Origin of the sequence: Geomonas sp. Red32 (genome assembly GCF_023652955.1) — a bacterium.
Lineage (GTDB): Bacteria > Desulfobacterota > Desulfuromonadia > Geobacterales > Geobacteraceae > Geomonas.
The window spans coordinates 389,395-405,562 of sequence record NZ_JAKLOY010000005.1 but is presented as its reverse complement, the minus strand read 5'-3'; the positions used below and the strand labels follow the sequence as shown (position 1 = coordinate 405,562).

Annotated in this window: 13 protein-coding genes; 9 read left to right on the top strand and 4 right to left on the bottom strand. The window is 62.3% G+C overall.

Going from position 1 to position 16,168, the window contains the following annotated elements; all coding sequences use genetic code 11:
* The first annotated feature begins 16 nt into the window (after positions 1–16).
* The 6 genes from L4X63_RS15500 (at position 17) to holA (ending at position 6,113) form a co-directional block, all read left to right on the top strand.
* Positions 17–835 carry a GAF domain-containing protein gene (locus tag L4X63_RS15500; RefSeq protein ID WP_250679553.1) on the top strand — a complete coding sequence of 273 codons (819 nt, stop codon included), beginning with the start codon at positions 17–19 and terminating at the stop codon, positions 833–835.
* A 29-nt stretch (positions 836–864) separates the two neighbouring features.
* Complete coding sequence (locus L4X63_RS15495; protein WP_250679552.1) at positions 865–1,242, top strand: response regulator; 378 nt, start codon at positions 865–867, stop codon at positions 1,240–1,242.
* Positions 1,243–1,579: 337 nt separating this feature from the next.
* Positions 1,580–4,054, top strand: coding sequence for a leucine--tRNA ligase (gene leuS, locus L4X63_RS15490; RefSeq protein ID WP_250679551.1), 2,475 nt, complete (start codon positions 1,580–1,582; stop codon positions 4,052–4,054).
* A 27-nt stretch (positions 4,055–4,081) separates the two neighbouring features.
* Positions 4,082–4,588 carry an LPS assembly lipoprotein LptE gene (gene lptE / locus L4X63_RS15485; protein ID WP_250679550.1) on the top strand — a complete coding sequence of 169 codons (507 nt, stop codon included), beginning with the start codon at positions 4,082–4,084 and terminating at the stop codon, positions 4,586–4,588.
* Between the two features lie 116 nt (positions 4,589–4,704).
* Complete coding sequence (locus tag L4X63_RS15480) at positions 4,705–5,127, top strand: nucleotidyltransferase substrate binding protein (RefSeq protein ID WP_250679549.1); 423 nt, start codon at positions 4,705–4,707, stop codon at positions 5,125–5,127.
* Positions 5,124–6,113, top strand: coding sequence for a DNA polymerase III subunit delta (gene holA / locus L4X63_RS15475; RefSeq protein ID WP_250679548.1), 990 nt, complete (start codon positions 5,124–5,126; stop codon positions 6,111–6,113). Before L4X63_RS15480 ends, holA begins: the two co-directional genes overlap by 4 nt.
* 310 nt (positions 6,114–6,423) lie before the next feature.
* Here holA and rpsT read toward each other — a convergent pair whose 3' ends face one another.
* The 4 genes from rpsT to L4X63_RS15455 all read right to left on the bottom strand — a co-directional run bounded on the left by rpsT (position 6,424) and on the right by L4X63_RS15455 (position 10,707).
* A complete protein-coding gene (rpsT, locus tag L4X63_RS15470; RefSeq protein WP_250679547.1) occupies positions 6,424–6,687 on the bottom strand; it encodes a 30S ribosomal protein S20 in 264 nt (87 codons plus the stop codon).
* Positions 6,688–6,986: 299 nt separating this feature from the next.
* Positions 6,987–8,984: a cache domain-containing protein gene (locus L4X63_RS15465; RefSeq protein WP_250679546.1), complete on the bottom strand. Its 1,998-nt coding sequence runs from the start codon at positions 8,982–8,984 to the stop codon at positions 6,987–6,989.
* A 4-nt stretch (positions 8,985–8,988) separates the two neighbouring features.
* Positions 8,989–10,368, bottom strand: a complete 1,380-nt coding sequence (locus L4X63_RS15460) for a sigma-54-dependent transcriptional regulator (RefSeq protein ID WP_250679545.1) — start codon at positions 10,366–10,368, stop codon at positions 8,989–8,991.
* A gap of 183 nt (positions 10,369–10,551) precedes the next feature.
* Positions 10,552–10,707, bottom strand: a complete 156-nt coding sequence (locus tag L4X63_RS15455) for a hypothetical protein (RefSeq protein WP_250679544.1) — start codon at positions 10,705–10,707, stop codon at positions 10,552–10,554.
* 234 nt (positions 10,708–10,941) lie between these two features.
* Here L4X63_RS15455 and fdnG point away from each other — a divergent pair, with 234 nt between their 5' ends.
* Genes fdnG through nrfD form a run of 3 tightly spaced genes read left to right on the top strand, consistent with a single transcriptional unit; the run spans position 10,942 to position 16,042 of the window.
* The gene (gene fdnG / locus L4X63_RS15450) at positions 10,942–13,974 is read left to right on the top strand and encodes a formate dehydrogenase-N subunit alpha (RefSeq protein WP_250679543.1); all 3,033 of its coding nucleotides are present in this window, start codon (positions 10,942–10,944) and stop codon (positions 13,972–13,974) included.
* A complete protein-coding gene (locus L4X63_RS15445; RefSeq protein ID WP_250679542.1) occupies positions 13,971–14,831 on the top strand; it encodes a 4Fe-4S dicluster domain-containing protein in 861 nt (286 codons plus the stop codon). Before fdnG ends, L4X63_RS15445 begins: the two co-directional genes overlap by 4 nt.
* Positions 14,828–16,042: an NrfD/PsrC family molybdoenzyme membrane anchor subunit gene (gene nrfD / locus L4X63_RS15440; protein WP_250679541.1), complete on the top strand. Its 1,215-nt coding sequence runs from the start codon at positions 14,828–14,830 to the stop codon at positions 16,040–16,042. The genes L4X63_RS15445 and nrfD overlap by 4 nt, the downstream gene beginning before the upstream one ends.
* Positions 16,043–16,168: the final 126 nt, after the last annotated feature.

Here is a 16,168-nt window from a genome sequence, read left to right as displayed (position 1 = left end):
GAAAACCGGGGTGTCTATGCAAAAAGAAGATGAGAAGTTGGTCCACCGGGGTGAAGAGTTCCTGCAAGTCTTCAAGAAGGGGGCCGAGTTCACCCAGGAGCTGCTGAAGGAGAACGAGCGGCTCCGCTTCCGGCTTCTCGAGCTGGAGAAGAGCCAGCCGGCGGCCTCCGAGGCGGCCCCCGTCCCGGAGGTCAGCAAGCTGGTGGAGAAGATCGCCAACCTCGAGCACGAGAAGCAGGAGATCCTGGACCGCATCAAGCAGGTCGAGGCCGAAAACCAGGACTTCGCCGCCCGCTACATCGAGATCGAGGACGAGAACAACAACCTCGCGAACCTCTACATCGCGAGCTACCAGCTCCATTCCACCCTCGATTTCCGGGAAGTGCTCCAGATCATCACCGAGATCATCATCAACCTGGTCGGTGCCGAGGAGTTCGCCATCATGCTGCTCGACGAGAAGAGCGACGAGCTGCAGGCGGTGGCCACCGAAGGGCTTGAGCGGAGCGACATCCCGACCGCGCGGCTCGGCAAGGGGATCATCGGCGAGGTGGCCTCCTCGGGAGAGAACTACTTCACCGAAAACGTGGTCGGCTACGAGCGCGACTTCACCGCGCCGATGGTCTGCATCCCCTTAAAGATCAAGGAGCACGTGATCGGGGTGCTGGTCATCTACAAGCTCCTGATGCAAAAGACCGAGTTCGCCGCCGTGGACTACGAGCTCTTCACCCTGCTGGCGGGACACGCCGCCACCGCCATCTTCAGCTCGAGGCTCTACAGTGACTCCGAAAGAAAGCTCTCGACCATCCAGGGGTTCATCGACCTCTTGACGAAATAACCAGCCGCAACCATGGGGGATTTGGTGTGATGTCCGAGTATAACGTTTTGATTGTTGAAGATTCTCCGACCATGAGGCAGTTGATCGCCTTTGCCCTGAAACGGATCAGGGGGGTCAGGATCGTTGAGGCCAACGACGGTGTCGACGGGCTGAAAAAGCTCTCCTCCGAGCGTTTCGACCTGATCCTGACCGACATCAACATGCCGATCATGGACGGGTTGAAGCTGGTGAGCCTGGTAAGAAACGACGCCAACTACAAGTCGATCCCGATCGTGGTGATCACTACCGAGGGTGCCCAGGAGGATCGCGAGCGGGCGCTGGCCTTGGGAGCCAACGACTACATCACCAAGCCGATCCAGCCGACCAAGATCCTGGACGTGGCGAAGAGCCTTTTGAAGATCGCCTAGAGCCCGGCTCCCTAAGGTCTGGCTCTCCGGGGTCCGGCTCCTTCGCTAGAAGGTGCCCGCCCCTTTTCGCTCTGACCCCATTCGTCGCCATTCGCCTTGTCACCCCTTCCCCCTCCCCGGGAGGGAGGGGGCGAGAGGGGGGGAAGCACGATGGTGCATCGTTCCTCGGCTGGAGTACAATTCAGAACGCCCTCCGCTTCAACGTACCCTCCCCTTCAAGCCTGTCCGCCATAACCTGGCGAAGGCGGAGGGAGGGGCTGGGTGAGGATGGGGGCGCTTCCTTTTTTTTAAATCCAACAGACGCGTCCTTTGAGGGATGCGCGGAAGGTGGTTTTCCATGGAAGAAAAGTACAACCCCAAAGTTGTTGAAGATAAATGGCAAGAGTTCTGGGAGGATAACAAGAGCTTCAAGGCCGGCGAGAATGCGCCCGGGAAGAAGTACTACCTCCTCGAGATGTTCCCGTACCCCTCCGGCAAGATCCATATGGGTCACGTCCGGAACTACTCCATCGGCGACGTGATCGCCCGTTTCAGGAGGATGCAGGGGTTCAACGTGCTGCACCCGATGGGGTGGGACGCCTTCGGCATGCCGGCCGAGAACGCCGCCATCCAGAACAAGAGCCATCCCGCCAAGTGGACCTACGAGAACATCGACTACATGCGCGGACAGTTGAAGCGGATGGGTTTCTCCTACGACTGGGAGCGCGAGATCGCTACCTGCCACGTCGACTACTATAAATGGGAGCAGAAGATCTTCCTGGAGATGTACCAGAAGGGGCTCGCCTACAAGAAGGTCGCCAACGTCAACTGGTGCCCCAAGTGCGAGACCGTACTCGCCAACGAGCAGGTCGAGGACGGCTGCTGCTGGCGTTGCGATTCGGCCGTGGAGCAGAAGGAGCTCGACTCCTGGTCCTTCCGGATCACCAACTACGCCCAGGAGCTCTTGGACGACACCTTCAAGCTGACCGGCTGGCCCGAGCGCGTGCTCACCATGCAGCGTAACTGGATCGGCCGCTCGACCGGCTGCGAGGTCGATTTCCCGCTGGAGAACGGCATGTCCTCCATCCGGGTCTTCACCACCCGCCAGGACACCCTCTTCGGCGCCACCTTCATGTCGCTGGCCGCCGAGCACCCGATGGCCCAGCAGCTCACCACCCCGGAGCAAAAGGCCGAGGTGGAGGCCTTCATCGACAAGGTGAAGAAGACCGACCGCATCAAGCGCGGCTCCGAGGACCTCGAGAAGGAAGGGGTCTTCACCGGCTCCTACTGCATCAACCCGCTCACCAACGTGAAGATGCCGATCTACCTCGCCAACTTCGTCCTGATGGACTACGGCACCGGCGCCGTCATGGCGGTCCCGACCCACGACCAGCGCGACTTCGAGTTCGCCAAGAAGTACAACCTGCCCCTTAAGGTGGTCATCAACCCGGCAGGGGAGAACCTCGATGCCGCCACCATGACCGAGGCCTTCACCGCCGAAGGGGTCATGGTCAATTCCGGCCGCTTCGACGGGATGTCCAACACCGACGCCAAGGAGGCCATCGCCGACTTCCTGGAGAAGGAAGGGATCGGCAAGAAGACCATCAACTTCCGCCTGCGCGACTGGGGGATCTCCCGCCAGCGCTACTGGGGTAACCCCATTCCGGTCATCAACTGCGACATCTGCGGCGTGGTCCCGGTCCCCGACAAGGATCTCCCGGTGGTGCTCCCGATGGATGCGGCCTTCACCGGCGAGGGGGGGAACCCGCTTGCCAAGGTCGAGAGCTTCGTGAACTGCACCTGCCCGCAGTGCGGCGGCGCCGCCCGGCGCGAGACTGACACCATGGACACCTTCGTGCAGTCCTCCTGGTACTTCCTCCGCTACTGCTCGCCCCGCTTCGCCAACGGTCCGCTGGACCGTGAGAAGGTGGAGTACTGGATGCCGGTCGATCAGTACATCGGCGGGATCGAGCACGCCGTCTTGCACCTCCTCTACGCACGCTTCTTCACCAAGGTCCTGCGCGACCTGGGGTACTGCAACGTCGACGAGCCGTTCTCCAATCTCCTCACCCAGGGGATGGTCATCAAGGACGGCTCCAAGATGTCCAAATCCAAAGGGAACGTGGTCGACCCCAACGCGCTGATCGATCGCTACGGCGCCGATACCGCCCGGCTCTTCTCCCTCTTCGCCGCTCCCCCCGAGAAGGACCTCGACTGGAGCGACCAAGGTGTCGACGGGAGCTACCGCTTCCTGAACCGCGTCTGGCGCCTGGTCTTCGAGGTGCTCCCGTACGTCAAGAACGGCGGCGAGGTGAAACCGGAGGAACTGGCGGGCGAGGCGAAGAACCTCCGCCGCGCCGTCCACAAGACCATCCGCAAGGTGACCGAGGACATCGACGGCCGCTTCCACTTCAACACCGCCATCGCCGCCGTCATGGAGCTGGTCAACGCCATCCAGGCCTTCGACAAGAAAGGGGCTCCCGAGAACGCCGCCGTCATGCGCGAGGCGGTCGAGTCGGTGGTCAGGATGCTGGCCCCCTTCGTCCCGCACTTCGCCGCGGAGCTCTGGGCTGAGCTCGGCCACACCGAGAACCTCGAAGAGTACGGCTGGCCGGGGTATGACGCCGAGGCAGCCGTCGACGAAGAGATCACCGTGGTCATCCAGGTCAACGGCAAGCTCCGGAGCAAGCTCATGGTAGCCCCGGAGCTGGGCGAGGAAGAGGTCAAGGCGATGGCGCTGGCCGACGAGAAGGTGAAGCCGTTCACCGACGGGAAGACCATCCGCAAGGTGGTCTACGTTCCGGGCAAGCTCGTCAACATCGTGGCCGCCTAGGTGATCCGTCAGCCGATAATGAAGCTCATGTTGAAATGGCTAGGGGGAGCGCTGCTGGCGCTCTCCCTTTTGTCAGGTTGCGGCTACCACGTGGTCGGCAGCCGCGGCCCGCTGGTCGCCGACCGTGGCGTGAACGTCATCCTCTTCGCCAACAAGAGCTACCGCGCCGGGCTTGAGGGCGTCTTGGCCCGCAACCTGATCGACGAGCTGGCGCTGAGAAGCGGCGGTCAGGTGCTCCCGGCCGACCAGGCCCAGCTCGAGCTGACCGGGACCATCACCAGCTACACCACCACTCCGGTTTCCTACACCGCGCTCGACACCATCAAGGAGTACCGGGCCGTCATCACCGCCCAGGTGATCCTCAGGGAGCAGCAGACCAAGAAGGTGCTCTGGAAGGGTGACCTGACCGAGGATCAGACCTTCCCGGTCAACGCCAACATCGCCCTGCAGCAAAACGCCGAGGAAGTCGCCGCCGCCCGCATCTGCCGTCTCCTCTCCCAAGACATCTGGCGCAAACTGACCGAAGCCTACTAATCCCACTCTCCCCCTCCCCTTGAGGGAGGGGGCAGGGGGGTGGGGGACGCCGGCCCCGCCACCAAAGCAGCCCCACGTGCCATTCAAGATGGGCGCTTTCGCAGGAGACAAAGACCATGACCGATCAGGATATCCGTTGGCAACAGCGCTTCGCCCAGTTCGAAAAGGCCTACCTGCTTCTCCAGCAAGCCATCGAAATCGAAACCCCCAGCATAATAGAGCGTGCAGGCCTGGTCCAATTCTACGAAAGGTCGTTTGAGCACGCTTGCGAGCTTCTAAAGGACCATGCACGCGTTCAAGGATTGACCGTGGTGTCACCAAGAGTTGCTATTAAAGAGGCCTGCCGCTCAGGCCTTCTGACCGCCCCTCGACAATGGGAGATCGCGTTGCAAAAGCAGACCCAGACGAGAATGGTTTACGAGGAAAAGATTGCCGTTGAGGTGGAAGGGCAGATCAGTGACCTTTATCTCCCTCTGCTGGAGGAACTCCACAGTACATTCAGTAAGAAGTTGTTCGAGAAAGCCGAGGTCCTTCAATGAAGCCGGAAGAGTTTGCGAGAGCCGTCGAAAAGGGAGAGGTCGCTTCGCTGTACCTGTTATTCGGGGAGGAGTCCTACCTGGTCGAGCGCGCCGTGAAGAAGCTGATGGACCGCACCGTCGACCCCGGCTTCCGCGACTTCAACCTGAACGTCTACTACGGTAACGAGGTGAAAGGCGACGAGGTCTTCAACGTGGCCCAGACCCTCCCGATGTTCGCCGACCGCCGCGTGGTCCTCATCAAGAAGGGGGGCGACCTCTCCGCCGCCGCCATGGAGATCCTGCTCGGCTACATCCAGGACCCTTCCCCCTCCACCACCCTCATCCTGCAGGCCGAGAAGGTCGATGGCCGGAAGAAGTTCTACGCCGACTTCAAGAAAAAGGGGGAGGTCGTCGAGTTCAAGCGCCCCTACGAGTCCCAGCTGGGGCCGTTCGTGCGCGACGAGGTTAAGGCCCTCGGGAAGAAGATCGAACCCGCCGCCGCCGAGCTCTTGGCCTTCCTGGTCGGTGCCCATCTGCAGGAGCTGGTTTCCCAGATCGAGAAGCTCTGTCTGTATTGTGGGAAGAAAGAAGTGGTGGAAGTGGCCGACGTCAAGGCCATCGTTTCCGACACCAAGGTGGAGAGCGTCTTCGAGTTTACCGATGCCTTGGGGATGAAGGATCTGAAGACCGCGCTGAGGATGCTGACCACCATCCTCTCGGATGGCGAGGCGCCGCTGCGGGTGTTGGGTGCCGTGGCGAGGCACTACCGGCAGCTGTGGCAGGTGCGGGCTTTGTTGGACAAGAAAGTACCGTCGTCCGAGCTGGCCAAGAGTGCCGGGATCGCCCCGTACTTTTTGCAGAAGGTGACCGCCCAGGCGAAGAACTACCAGGCGTGGGAGCTGAAGAAAGTGTTCGAGCGGATGGTCGAGCTCGACCTCGCCTTCAAGTCCGGCGGCCGGGAAGCCGCCCTCTTCGAGCGTTTCGTCATCGACGCCTGCCGCCGCTAACCTTCCCTCGTCTAACGCTCCCCCCTTCGCAAAATTATTCAAAGAGTTCCGGGGAAATCAGGTCCCCCCCTTGTCAAAGGGGGGACAGGGGGGATTTGCCGTTCACGAATCGAGAGGCAAATCCCCCTAAATCCCCCTTTATCAAGGGGGACTTTTACATCTTCCCGAAATTTTCCGGTGACCCTTCGCAAAGGAGGGGACCGCTCGCCACTTTAGTCCCTTTGGTCCCTATAGTCCGAACGCAAAAAAGGGGAACCCGAAAAAATCGGGTTCCCCTTTTTAATTGTTGCAGCCGCCCCTCTAGAGAAAACTAGGCGAGGGTGTTGACCAGCTTGGTCAGCCTGGAGACGTTCCTGGAAGCGTTGGAGGTGTGGATGATCCCCTTGGTGGCAGCCCCGTCGATGACCGGGATAGCGGAAGCCAGAGCAGCCTGGGCGGCAGCCTGGTCCTTAGCAGCCACGGCTTCGCGGACGCGCTTGATAAAGGTGCGCAGGTTCGAGCGGTCGTGCTTGTTGCGCTCGGTCCTTTTCACGGTCTGCTTGATCCTTTTAATTGCCGATTTATGATTTGCCAAACTGCACCTCCGAGTATGTTAAATAGAGCTTTGAGAGTTTTTTCGGAAAGTAGAACTTATACCACCGTAATTCCGGGGGTGTCAAGCCAAAATGCGGCCGGCCACCAAAAAAAGTGGATACCGCCAGCGAGCCGCCCACCTTACCATGCCAAGCGCGCCAATGCCAGCCTTTTTTGCCAGGGTGTCAGCGACAATAGTCGCGTTTCGTTTCATATCCCCTCGCCCCTTTAGGGGAGAGGGGCAGGGGGAGGGAGGTTTTGAAGGCGCGAGGGGACAAAAAACCGACCGATAGCCGCGCTCTACTCTCCTGTTCCCCCCCGGGCGGGAAGGATCACCCTGAACACCGTCCCTTGCCCCAGCACGCTCTGCGGTTTGATGGTCCCCTTGTGATCCTTGACGATGCCGTAGGAGACCGAGAGACCGAGCCCGGTCCCCTGCTCCTTGGTGGTGAAGAACGGTGTAAAGAGTTTGTCCAGGTGCTCCGGCTTGATCCCCTTTCCCGTGTCCCCCACCATCACCTCGCAGCTCTCTCCGTCGGGGGTGGCTATCGCCGTCAGGGTTAGCACGCCCCCCTCCGGCATGGCCTGCACCGCATTCACGATGAGGTTGTTGAAGACCTGCCTGAGCTTGTCCGGGTCGCCGGCCAGCGCAGGGAGATCCTCTGCGTAGGCGCGCTCCACCCTGATCCGCCCCAGGTCCACCTGGTGCGCCGCCTGTTCGACGATGTCGTCCAATAGCCGCGGGATGGCCACCTCTTCGAGCCTCATCGGCCGCTGCCGTGCGAAGACGAGGAGGTTAGAGACGATCTTGGCCATCCGGTCGACCTGGCTGACGATGACCTCGACCTCCTCGCGCCCCTCTCCATCCTCCGGGATGTACATATCGAGCAGCTCGGTGTTGCCGCGGATGATGGCGAGCGGGTTGTTCATCTCGTGAGCGACACCGGCCGCCACCACGCCGAGGTCGGCGAGCTTCTCGGCCCGTGCCAGCTCCTCGTGGGCGGCCAGGAGTTGGCCGCTCTTTTCCTCCAGCTCCGCCGTCCGCTCCTTCACCTTCTGCTCGAGATTGCGGTTCAGCGTCTGGATCTCCGCCTCCCGCTGGGAGAGCGCCGCACTCATGGCGTTGAACTCCGCCGCCAGGTCCCCGACCTCGTCCGCTGTCTGGACCGGGACGGTCAGGTCCCGCTCTCCGACCGCGACACGGCGGGCAAAGTTCTCCAGCTGCTTGATCGGGCGCGACAGCCTCTCCGCGATGAAGGAGGAAACCAGGAAGCCGAGCAGGGTGCCGAGCGCCAGCACCGCCGCGAAGATCATCAGCGCCTGCTGCTTCAAGGCGGTGTACGGTCTCTCCAGCATCCCGACGTAGAGGGATCCCACCGGCTTGCCGTTGATGTCGAAGATGGGGTCGTAGGCGGTCAGGTACCAGTCGTTGACCACGAAGGCCCTCCCCACCCATTTCTTCCCCTCGCGGATGACCCGCTGGTAGACCTCGTCCGATATCTGGGTTCCGATAGCCCGCTTTCCCTCGCTGTCGCGCACGTTGGTGGCGATGCGGGTCCCCCCGATGAAAAGGGTGGCGCTGCCGAGCTCTTGTCCCTCGTACCGTATCCCCTCGTAGACCAGCTCCTTGATACGGTCCACGAGGGCGTTGTTGTTGTTGAGGAGAATCCCGCCGTAGATGGCCCCCACGACGTTGCCCGCGGCGTTTCGGACCGGCGCGGCCGACACCAGCATCATCCCCGAGCGCTCGACCTGGGTTGGCTCGGGATGCGCGTGCGGGGTAGGGGTGATGGCGATCACCGCCCGCTGGCCGAGATCTCCCCCTTCGGCGATCAGGGCTTCCTCGGGGACCACCTCGGTCCCGGCAACCGTTTTCCCCGCCAGCGCCATCCGGACCGCCGTCAAAAGCGAATGCGCCGGTTTTTGGGAGCGGGTGGCGTGGGCCTGGTAGAGGGGGTGCCCCTTGAGGTCGACCGCCGCCAGCAGGTCGAGCTGGTTGCGCTTCTTGAGCGGATCGAGCAGCGCCGCCATGGTCGGCTGACTGCCGTTGGCGATGGCGGTGCCGGCGATCGGCGTGCTGGCGGCATACTCCACCAGGTCGGCCATCTGCTTCAACTGGTTGCGATACACCTCGCGGGCGGAGTTGAGGTCGGTACGCACCTTCTCCTGGGCCTGGGTGGCGATCTTTTCGTAACCGGCCCAAAGGCCTGCCAGCGAGACCAGGATGATCACCTCGATAAGGGGGATCAGCGAGGCGATGGTCATCTTGGCGCGGATGGAAAAACGGCGGCGGGACATTGGATCAGATCTCCCGGGGGTAGCTGGTGGGGGTCTCGATAAGGTACTCCTCGATCTTGCGGTCCAGGGTGCGGCGGGCGATCCCGAGCACCTGGGCCGCCCGGCTCTTGTTGTTGCCGGTCTGCTTCAGCACGAAGCGGATATGGTCCTTCTCCACGGTCTCCAGGGGCACCATCCGCCCCAGCGGGGTAGGCTCCTCGCTCGCCTCCCGCTTCCAGCCCGGCAGGACGTCGGCGGTGACCAGGTGCCCCTGGGCCAGGATGGTGGCGCGCTCCACGGCGTTTTGCAGCTCCCTGACGTTCCCCGGCCAGTCGTAGGACTCCATCACCTTCAGCGCCTCGGGGGCGAAGTCGGTGAGCTCCCGCCCCATCCTTTGTGCGTACTTCTTGAGGAAGTGGCGGGCCAAGGGGGCGATGTCCTCCCGGCGCTCGCGAAGCGGCGGAAGATGGAGGGTGATCACGTTGAGGCGGAAGTAGAGGTCCTCGCGGAAGTTCCCCTGCCGGGCCTCCGACTCCAGGTCCTTGTTGGTGGCGGCGATGATGCGGATATCGACCGACTTCGGCTTGGTTCCCCCCACCGGGATGAAGTCGCGCTCCTGGAGCACCCGCAAGAGCTTCGCCTGGGTCGCCGGACTCATGTCCCCGATCTCGTCCAGAAAGAGCGTCCCGCCGTCCGCCTCGTCCAAGAGGCCGCGGTGGTTGGTGAGGGCGCCCGTGAAGGCTCCGCGGACGTGGCCGAAGAGCTGGCTCTCCAGGAGGGAATCGGGAAGGGCTGCGCAGTTGAGCGATACGAAGGGCTTCCCCTTCCTGGGGCTTTCGTAATGGATGAGGCGGGCCACCAGCTCCTTGCCGGTCCCGGACTCCCCGATGATGAGGGAGGTGGCCGCGCTGGCCGCCACCCGGTGGGCAAGGTCGAGGACCTTGCCGAAGTTCGGGGAAGAATAAACGATGGTCCCCATCCCTTGGCCGAGAGCCTCCTTGAGGGCGGTGTTCTCCTTGAGAAGCCGCTCCCTCTCCATCACCTTGTCGATGAGCCCCAGCACCTTTTCCTTCGGGAACGGCTTCAGGACATAGTCGTAGGCCCCGAGTTTGATCGCCTCCACCGCTGCACCGATCGACCCGAAGGCGGTCATGATCACCACCGGCAGCTCCGGGAAACTCTTCTTCGCCCGCTTCAGGACCTCGATCCCGTCCAGGTCGGGCATCTTCACGTCCAGAAGGATGAGGTTGCAGTTCACCGGCGGAGTCTTCTCCAGGTAGTCCAGGAGCGACTGGCCGGAACTGAAAATCCCCGCCTCCACCCCGGCCGCCGAGAGAATCTTCTTCAGGTACCGGAGGATCTCGACCTCGTCGTCGCAGACCAGCACCGTCGGTTTAGTATCCATGCATCTCCTCGCTTACTAACATTGCCCCCTTCCAAAAGGGAAGCCGGCACCAACATTCCCCCCCTCCCCTTGAGGGAGGGGGCCGGGGGGGTGGGGGAAGCCGCCACGAAGACCCCACCTCCGCCCCGCGACCAATCGCCCGCAAATGGTCCCCCCCTTTGCGAAGGGGGGACAGGGGGGATTTTAGCCGCTGCCGGCCGCGCCCCTAACGCCACCTTCCCCCACCCCCTGACCCCCTCCCTCCAGGGGAGGGGGGGATGAAGGTATGAAGGGGGAGGGGGAGAAGGAGCTGCAGAGGATGAGGCGGATGATGGTAGCCTTGGCGTTTATTAATTTCATAGCCAAAATGACGCACCTCTCGTCAGCAATGCGCAATTTCGTCCGTCCTTTAATAATTCGCCCAACACGGCGCTATCCCTGCCATTTCCAGCAACCGCGCCGGTTTCGCCAGCCCCGGTACCTTCTCCTCCACCTTCCCGTAAACGGTGGCACACCAGTTGCTGTATACACCCCGGCAAAACCCGGACCATCATACGGCAATTAGCCTGTAATAGGGAAGGAAAAGGAGATTTTATGGCAATTTCAAGAAGGGCGTTTCTGAAGGGGGGAGCCGTTGCGGCAGGTGCCGTGGCGCTCAACAACACCCCTGCCGAAGCGAGTGCTGACGCGCCGGAAACCAGGATCAAAGGGGTAAAGTCGAGCACCACCATCTGCCCCTATTGCGCGGTTGGATGCGGCCTGCTGGTCCACACCAAAAACGGCAAGGTCATCAACATCGAAGGTGATCCCAACCATCCCATCAACGAAGGTGCACTCTGCTCCAAAGGGAGCTCGCTCTTCCAGGTGGCCAACAACGAGCGCCGCCTGCAGAAGGTGATGTACCGGGCGCCGGGCTCCGACAAGTTCGTCGAGAAGTCGTGGGACTGGGCGCTCGACCGCATCTCCCAGCGCATGAAGGAGACCCGCGACAAGAGCTTCAAGATCTCCGAGCTGAACAAGAAAGACAACAAGGAGTACGTGGTGAACCGCACCGAAGGGATGGCCTTCTTCGGCGGCGCCGGCCTCGACAACGAGGAGTGCTACCTCTGGACCAAGTTCTCCCGGGCCATGGGGATCGGTCAGCTCGAACATCAAGCCCGATTATGACACTCCTCCACAGTCGCCGGTCTGGCGGCTTCGTTCGGTCGTGGTGCCATGACCAACCATTGGGTTGACCTTAAAAATAGTGACTGCATCTTCATCATCGGCTGCAATCCGGCCGAGAACCACCCGATCTCCTTCAAGTGGATCGAGAAAGCCATGGAGAACGGCGGCAAGGTGATCGTGGCGGATCCCCGCTACACCCGCTCCGCTTCGAAATCGGACATCTACGCCCAGCTCCGTCCGGGCACCGACATCGCCTTTTTGGGCGGCATGATCAACTACGCGCTCCAGCACGACCTGATCCACAAGGAGTACGTCCGCGACTACACCAACGCCGCTTTCATCGTCAATGCCAAGTACGACTTCAAGGACGGCCTCTTCTGCGCCTTCGACGACCAGGAGAAGAGCTACGACCTGAAGGCCTGGGCCTACGAGCTCGACGGGGCCGGAAACCCCAAGACGGACCCGAGCATGAAGGACCCCCGCTGCGTCTACCAGCTCCTGAAGAAGCATTACTCCCGTTACGACATCGACATGGTCTGCGACATCACCGGTACTCCCAAGGACGCCTACCTCAAGGCCGTCCAGGCCTACTGCGCTACCGGGCGCGCCGACAAGGCCGGGACCATCCTCTACGCGATGGGGATCACCCAGTCCACCCACGGCACCCAGAACGTCCGCGCCGTAGCCATGCTGCAGATGCTTCTGGGCAACATCGGCATCGCCGGCGGCGGCGTCAACGCCCTCAGGGGCGAGTCCAACGTCCAGGGTTCCACCGACTACGGCCTGCTCTTCCACCTCCTGCCGGGCTATCTGAAGTCCCCCGAGTTCGACAACGTGGACCTCAAGGCCTACAACGAGAAGTGGACGCCGAAGACCAAGGACTCGAAGAGCGCCAACTGGTGGGGGAACACCCCGAAGTACATCACCAGCCTGCTGAAGGCCTGGTACGGCGACAACGCCACCAAGGAGAACGACTTCTGCTACTCGTACCTCCCGAAGAGGATGGGAAGCTACGCCTACGGCAAGATCATGGAGAAGATGGGCAAGGGGGGGCTGGACGGCCTCGTCTGCATGGGGATGAACCCGGCCATGGGCGGCCCCGACTCGGGCGCCGCGCGCGACGCCCTCGGCAAGCTCAAGTGGCTCGTCACCGTCGATCTCTGGGAGACCGAAACCTCCATCTTCTGGAAGCGCCCCGGGGTGAACCCGAAGGACATCCAGACCGAGGTCTTCATGCTGCCGGCCGCCTCGTCGGTGGAGAAGGAAGGATCCATCTCCAACTCCGGCCGCTGGGCCCAGTGGCGCTACCGCGCCGTTGAGCCGGTGGGGGACTCCAAGAGCGACCTCTGGATCATCGACCAGTTCTACAAGCGGGTCTCCGCCCTCTACAAGAAGGACAAGGGGACCTTCCCCGAGCCGATCACCAAGCTTTCCTGGAATTACGGCAACGGCGAGGAGCCGGACGTCCACCTGGTGGCCAAGGAGATCAACGGCTACTTCGTGAAGGACACCACCATCAAGGACAAGGACAAGGTCCTCGAGTTCAAGGCGGGCGACCAGGTGCCGATGTTCAAGTACCTGGCCGACGACGGCTCGACCGTCGCCGGATGCTGGATCTACACCGGCTCCTACACCAAGGATGGCAACCAGATGGCCCGCCGCGACGCGAGCGACCCGACCGGGCTCGGGATGTTCCCGAAATGGTCCTGGTGCTGGCCGGTGAACCGCCGCATCATCTATAACCGCGCCTCCGTGCAGAAGGACGGCACCCCCTTCAATCCCAAGCGTCCGGTCATCGCCTGGAACGCCCTGGAGAAGAAGTGGGTGGGGGACGTACCCGACGGCCCGTGGCCGCCGATGGCCGACGCCAAGGAAGGGAAGTACCCGTTCATCATGCTGCCGGAAGGGCACGCGCGCCTCTACGCGCTCGACCTGAAGGACGGCCCCTTCCCCGAGCACTACGAACCGATGGAAAGCCCGGTCAAGAACCAGCTCTCCACCCGCCAGAACAACCCGGCGGTGGCCGTTCCCAAGAACGTCTCGAGCGACCTGGCCAAGTACCCGTACATCGGCACCACCTACCGGATGACCGAGCACTGGCAGGCCGGCGCCATGACCAGGAGCCTTCCGTGGCTCGCCGAACTGGTCCCCGACATGTTCGTCGAGATCAGCGAGACCCTCGCCAAAGAGAAGGGGATCAAGAAAGGGGACAAGGTCCGGGTAGTCACCGTGCGCGGCACCATCGAGGCGGTGGCCCTGGTCACCGCGCGCCTCAAACCGCTCCATGTGGAAGGAAAACTGGTCGAGCAGGTCGGCATGCCGTGGCACTTCGGCTACGCCGGCATGGTCACCGGGGACAGCGCGAACGTCCTGACCCCCACCGTGGGATGCGCCAACACCGCCATCCCCGAATTCAAGGCATTCCTGTGCAACATCGAGAAAGGGGGGCGTAAGGGATGAGCAGCGAGAAGATCGATTTCAACAAGACCAAGACCTTCCTGATCGACACCACGAAATGCACCGGATGCCGTGGCTGCCAGGTGGCGTGCAAGCAGTGGAACCAGCTGAAGGGCGAGACCACCCACTTCTTCAGCGGCGAAGGGTACCAGAACCCGCCCGCCATGAGCGAGTACACCTTCACCAGGATCAAGTTCAAGGACTACCAGAAGCACGGCCAGAACGAGTTCGCCTTCTACAAAGAGATGTGCATGCACTGCAACGACCCGGCCTGCGCCTCGGTCTGCCCGGTCGGCGCCTTCCACAAGACCGCCGAAGGGCCGGTGATCTACGACTCCGAGCGCTGCATCGGCTGCCGTTTCTGCATGATGGCCTGCCCGTTCGGGGTCCCCAAGTACGAGTGGAGCAAGGCCTTCCCGCTGGTCCGCAAATGCACCGGCTGCTACTCGCGGGTGAAGGAAGGGATGAAGCCCGCCTGCGCCACCGCCTGCCCGACCGCCATCAGCTACGGGCCGCGGGAGGAGATGCTCAAGGAGGCCGAAAAGCGCTTGGCCAACCGCCCCGACCGCTACTACAAGGCGATCTACGGCAAGGAAGAGGCGGGGGGCACCAGCGTCCTCTACCTGACCCATCAGCCGCTGGACGAGCTCGGCTTCAAGCCGGTCACCAAGCGTCCGCTCCCCTCCTACACCTGGCAGGCGCTCCGCTTCGTCCCGGGGATCTTCCTCGGGGTGGGGGGCACCCTCTCCCTGGTCTCCTGGTTCCAGCAGAGAAAGGACCGGATCGCCCGGGAAGAACAAGAGCAGGCACTGTGCGCCGGTAAGCGCCCGGAAGAAACGAGGAAGGAGGACCACCAATGACCGCCGCCAAGATCGTCATCAACGAAATCAAGGGGTACCACCGCTTCATCAAGTTCATGATGGTGCTGGTTGGCCTTGGCGCCCTGGCCTCCCTGGTACGCTTCATCTTCGGCCTGGGTGTCACCACTAACCTGAACGACACCTACCCGTGGGGGCTCTGGATCTCCTTCGACGTCGTCACCGCCGTCCCGCTGGCCGCGGGGGCCTTCACCATCGGCATCGTGGCCCACGTCTTCCACATCAAGAAGCTGGAGCCGCTGGTCCGTCCGGCCATCGTCACCGGTTTCCTCGGCTACTCGCTCGTCTGCGTCGGGCTTCTGCTCGACCTCGGCCAGCCGCAGCGCGGGATCAACGTGCTCCGGTACTGGAACATCCATTCGCCGATGTTCGAGGTCTCCATGTGCGTCATGGCCTACACCACCGTGCTCACCCTGGAGTTCCTCCACCCGGTGGCCGAGAAGTTCGGCTGGCATCTCCCGCTTAGGCTTCTGCGCACCCTGGAGTTGCCGTTCGCCATCCTGGCCGCCATGATCTCCACCCTGCACCAGTCGACCCTGGGGACCTTCTTTCTGATCGCCGTCGACAAGCTGCACAGCCTGTGGTACAACCCGCTGCTGCCGTTGCAGTTCTGGCTCTCCGCGATCTTCACCGGTCTCTCCATCGTCATCTTCGAGGCGAGCCTGGTGCATAAGTACATGGGGCAGCCGGACGAGACGGATCTGTTGGCCACCCTGACCAGGATCATCCCCTGGATCATGGGGGTCTATCTCCTAGTGAAGTTCTTCGCACTGGCCTTCCTCACCCACGGCCCGCTTTTCGACCGTCCGGTGCTCTTGGCCCTCTTCGTGCTGGAGATCGGCCTGGGCGTGCTGACCCCGTTCTGCATGTACCTCACCAAGAAGATCAAGACCGACAAGAAGCTTCAGCTGCGCGCTGCCAGCCTGGTCATCTTCGGCTTGGTGCTGAACCGCTTCAACGTCTCCATGTTCGGTATGGAGCAGCCGGGGAACATGATCTATGCACCGTCGCTGATCGAGTCGCTGGTCACCATCGGGATCATCGCTGCCCACATCCTGTTCTTCGTGCTGATCGCGAAGTACTTCCCGGTCTTCGAGCACCATCCGGAGACCGTCGACTACAGCATCCCGGACCGCATGCGCCGGATCGACCACGGCACCAAGCACCCCGCCGGCAGCGAGGCAGGCGCCTAACCATCAACCATCCCCCTGCTCCCTGTCCCCCCCTTGTCAAAGGGGGGACAGGGGGGATTTGCCTTTGCCTCAAAGATTGTCGAGTGGGCCCGTGCCCACCCGGCGCCGAAAGAGTAACCAGCCTCC

What these genes read in the sequence shown, in the direction of transcription:
- L4X63_RS15465 (WP_250679546.1), bottom strand. Translation starts at nt 8,984, where the DNA reads ATGTCCCGCCGCCGTTTTTCCATCCGCGCCAAGATGACCATCGCCTCG.
- L4X63_RS15480 (WP_250679549.1), top strand. Translation starts at nt 4,705, where the DNA reads ATGACCGATCAGGATATCCGTTGGCAACAGCGCTTCGCCCAGTTCGAA.
- L4X63_RS15500 (WP_250679553.1), top strand. Translation starts at nt 17, where the DNA reads ATGCAAAAAGAAGATGAGAAGTTGGTCCACCGGGGTGAAGAGTTCCTG.
- nrfD (WP_250679541.1), top strand. Translation starts at nt 14,828, where the DNA reads ATGACCGCCGCCAAGATCGTCATCAACGAAATCAAGGGGTACCACCGC.
- leuS (WP_250679551.1), top strand. Translation starts at nt 1,580, where the DNA reads ATGGAAGAAAAGTACAACCCCAAAGTTGTTGAAGATAAATGGCAAGAG.
- L4X63_RS15495 (WP_250679552.1), top strand. Translation starts at nt 865, where the DNA reads ATGTCCGAGTATAACGTTTTGATTGTTGAAGATTCTCCGACCATGAGG.
- L4X63_RS15460 (WP_250679545.1), bottom strand. Translation starts at nt 10,368, where the DNA reads ATGGATACTAAACCGACGGTGCTGGTCTGCGACGACGAGGTCGAGATC.
- L4X63_RS15445 (WP_250679542.1), top strand. Translation starts at nt 13,971, where the DNA reads ATGAGCAGCGAGAAGATCGATTTCAACAAGACCAAGACCTTCCTGATC.
- holA (WP_250679548.1), top strand. Translation starts at nt 5,124, where the DNA reads ATGAAGCCGGAAGAGTTTGCGAGAGCCGTCGAAAAGGGAGAGGTCGCT.
- lptE (WP_250679550.1), top strand. Translation starts at nt 4,082, where the DNA reads ATGTTGAAATGGCTAGGGGGAGCGCTGCTGGCGCTCTCCCTTTTGTCA.
- L4X63_RS15455 (WP_250679544.1), bottom strand. Translation starts at nt 10,707, where the DNA reads ATGAAATTAATAAACGCCAAGGCTACCATCATCCGCCTCATCCTCTGC.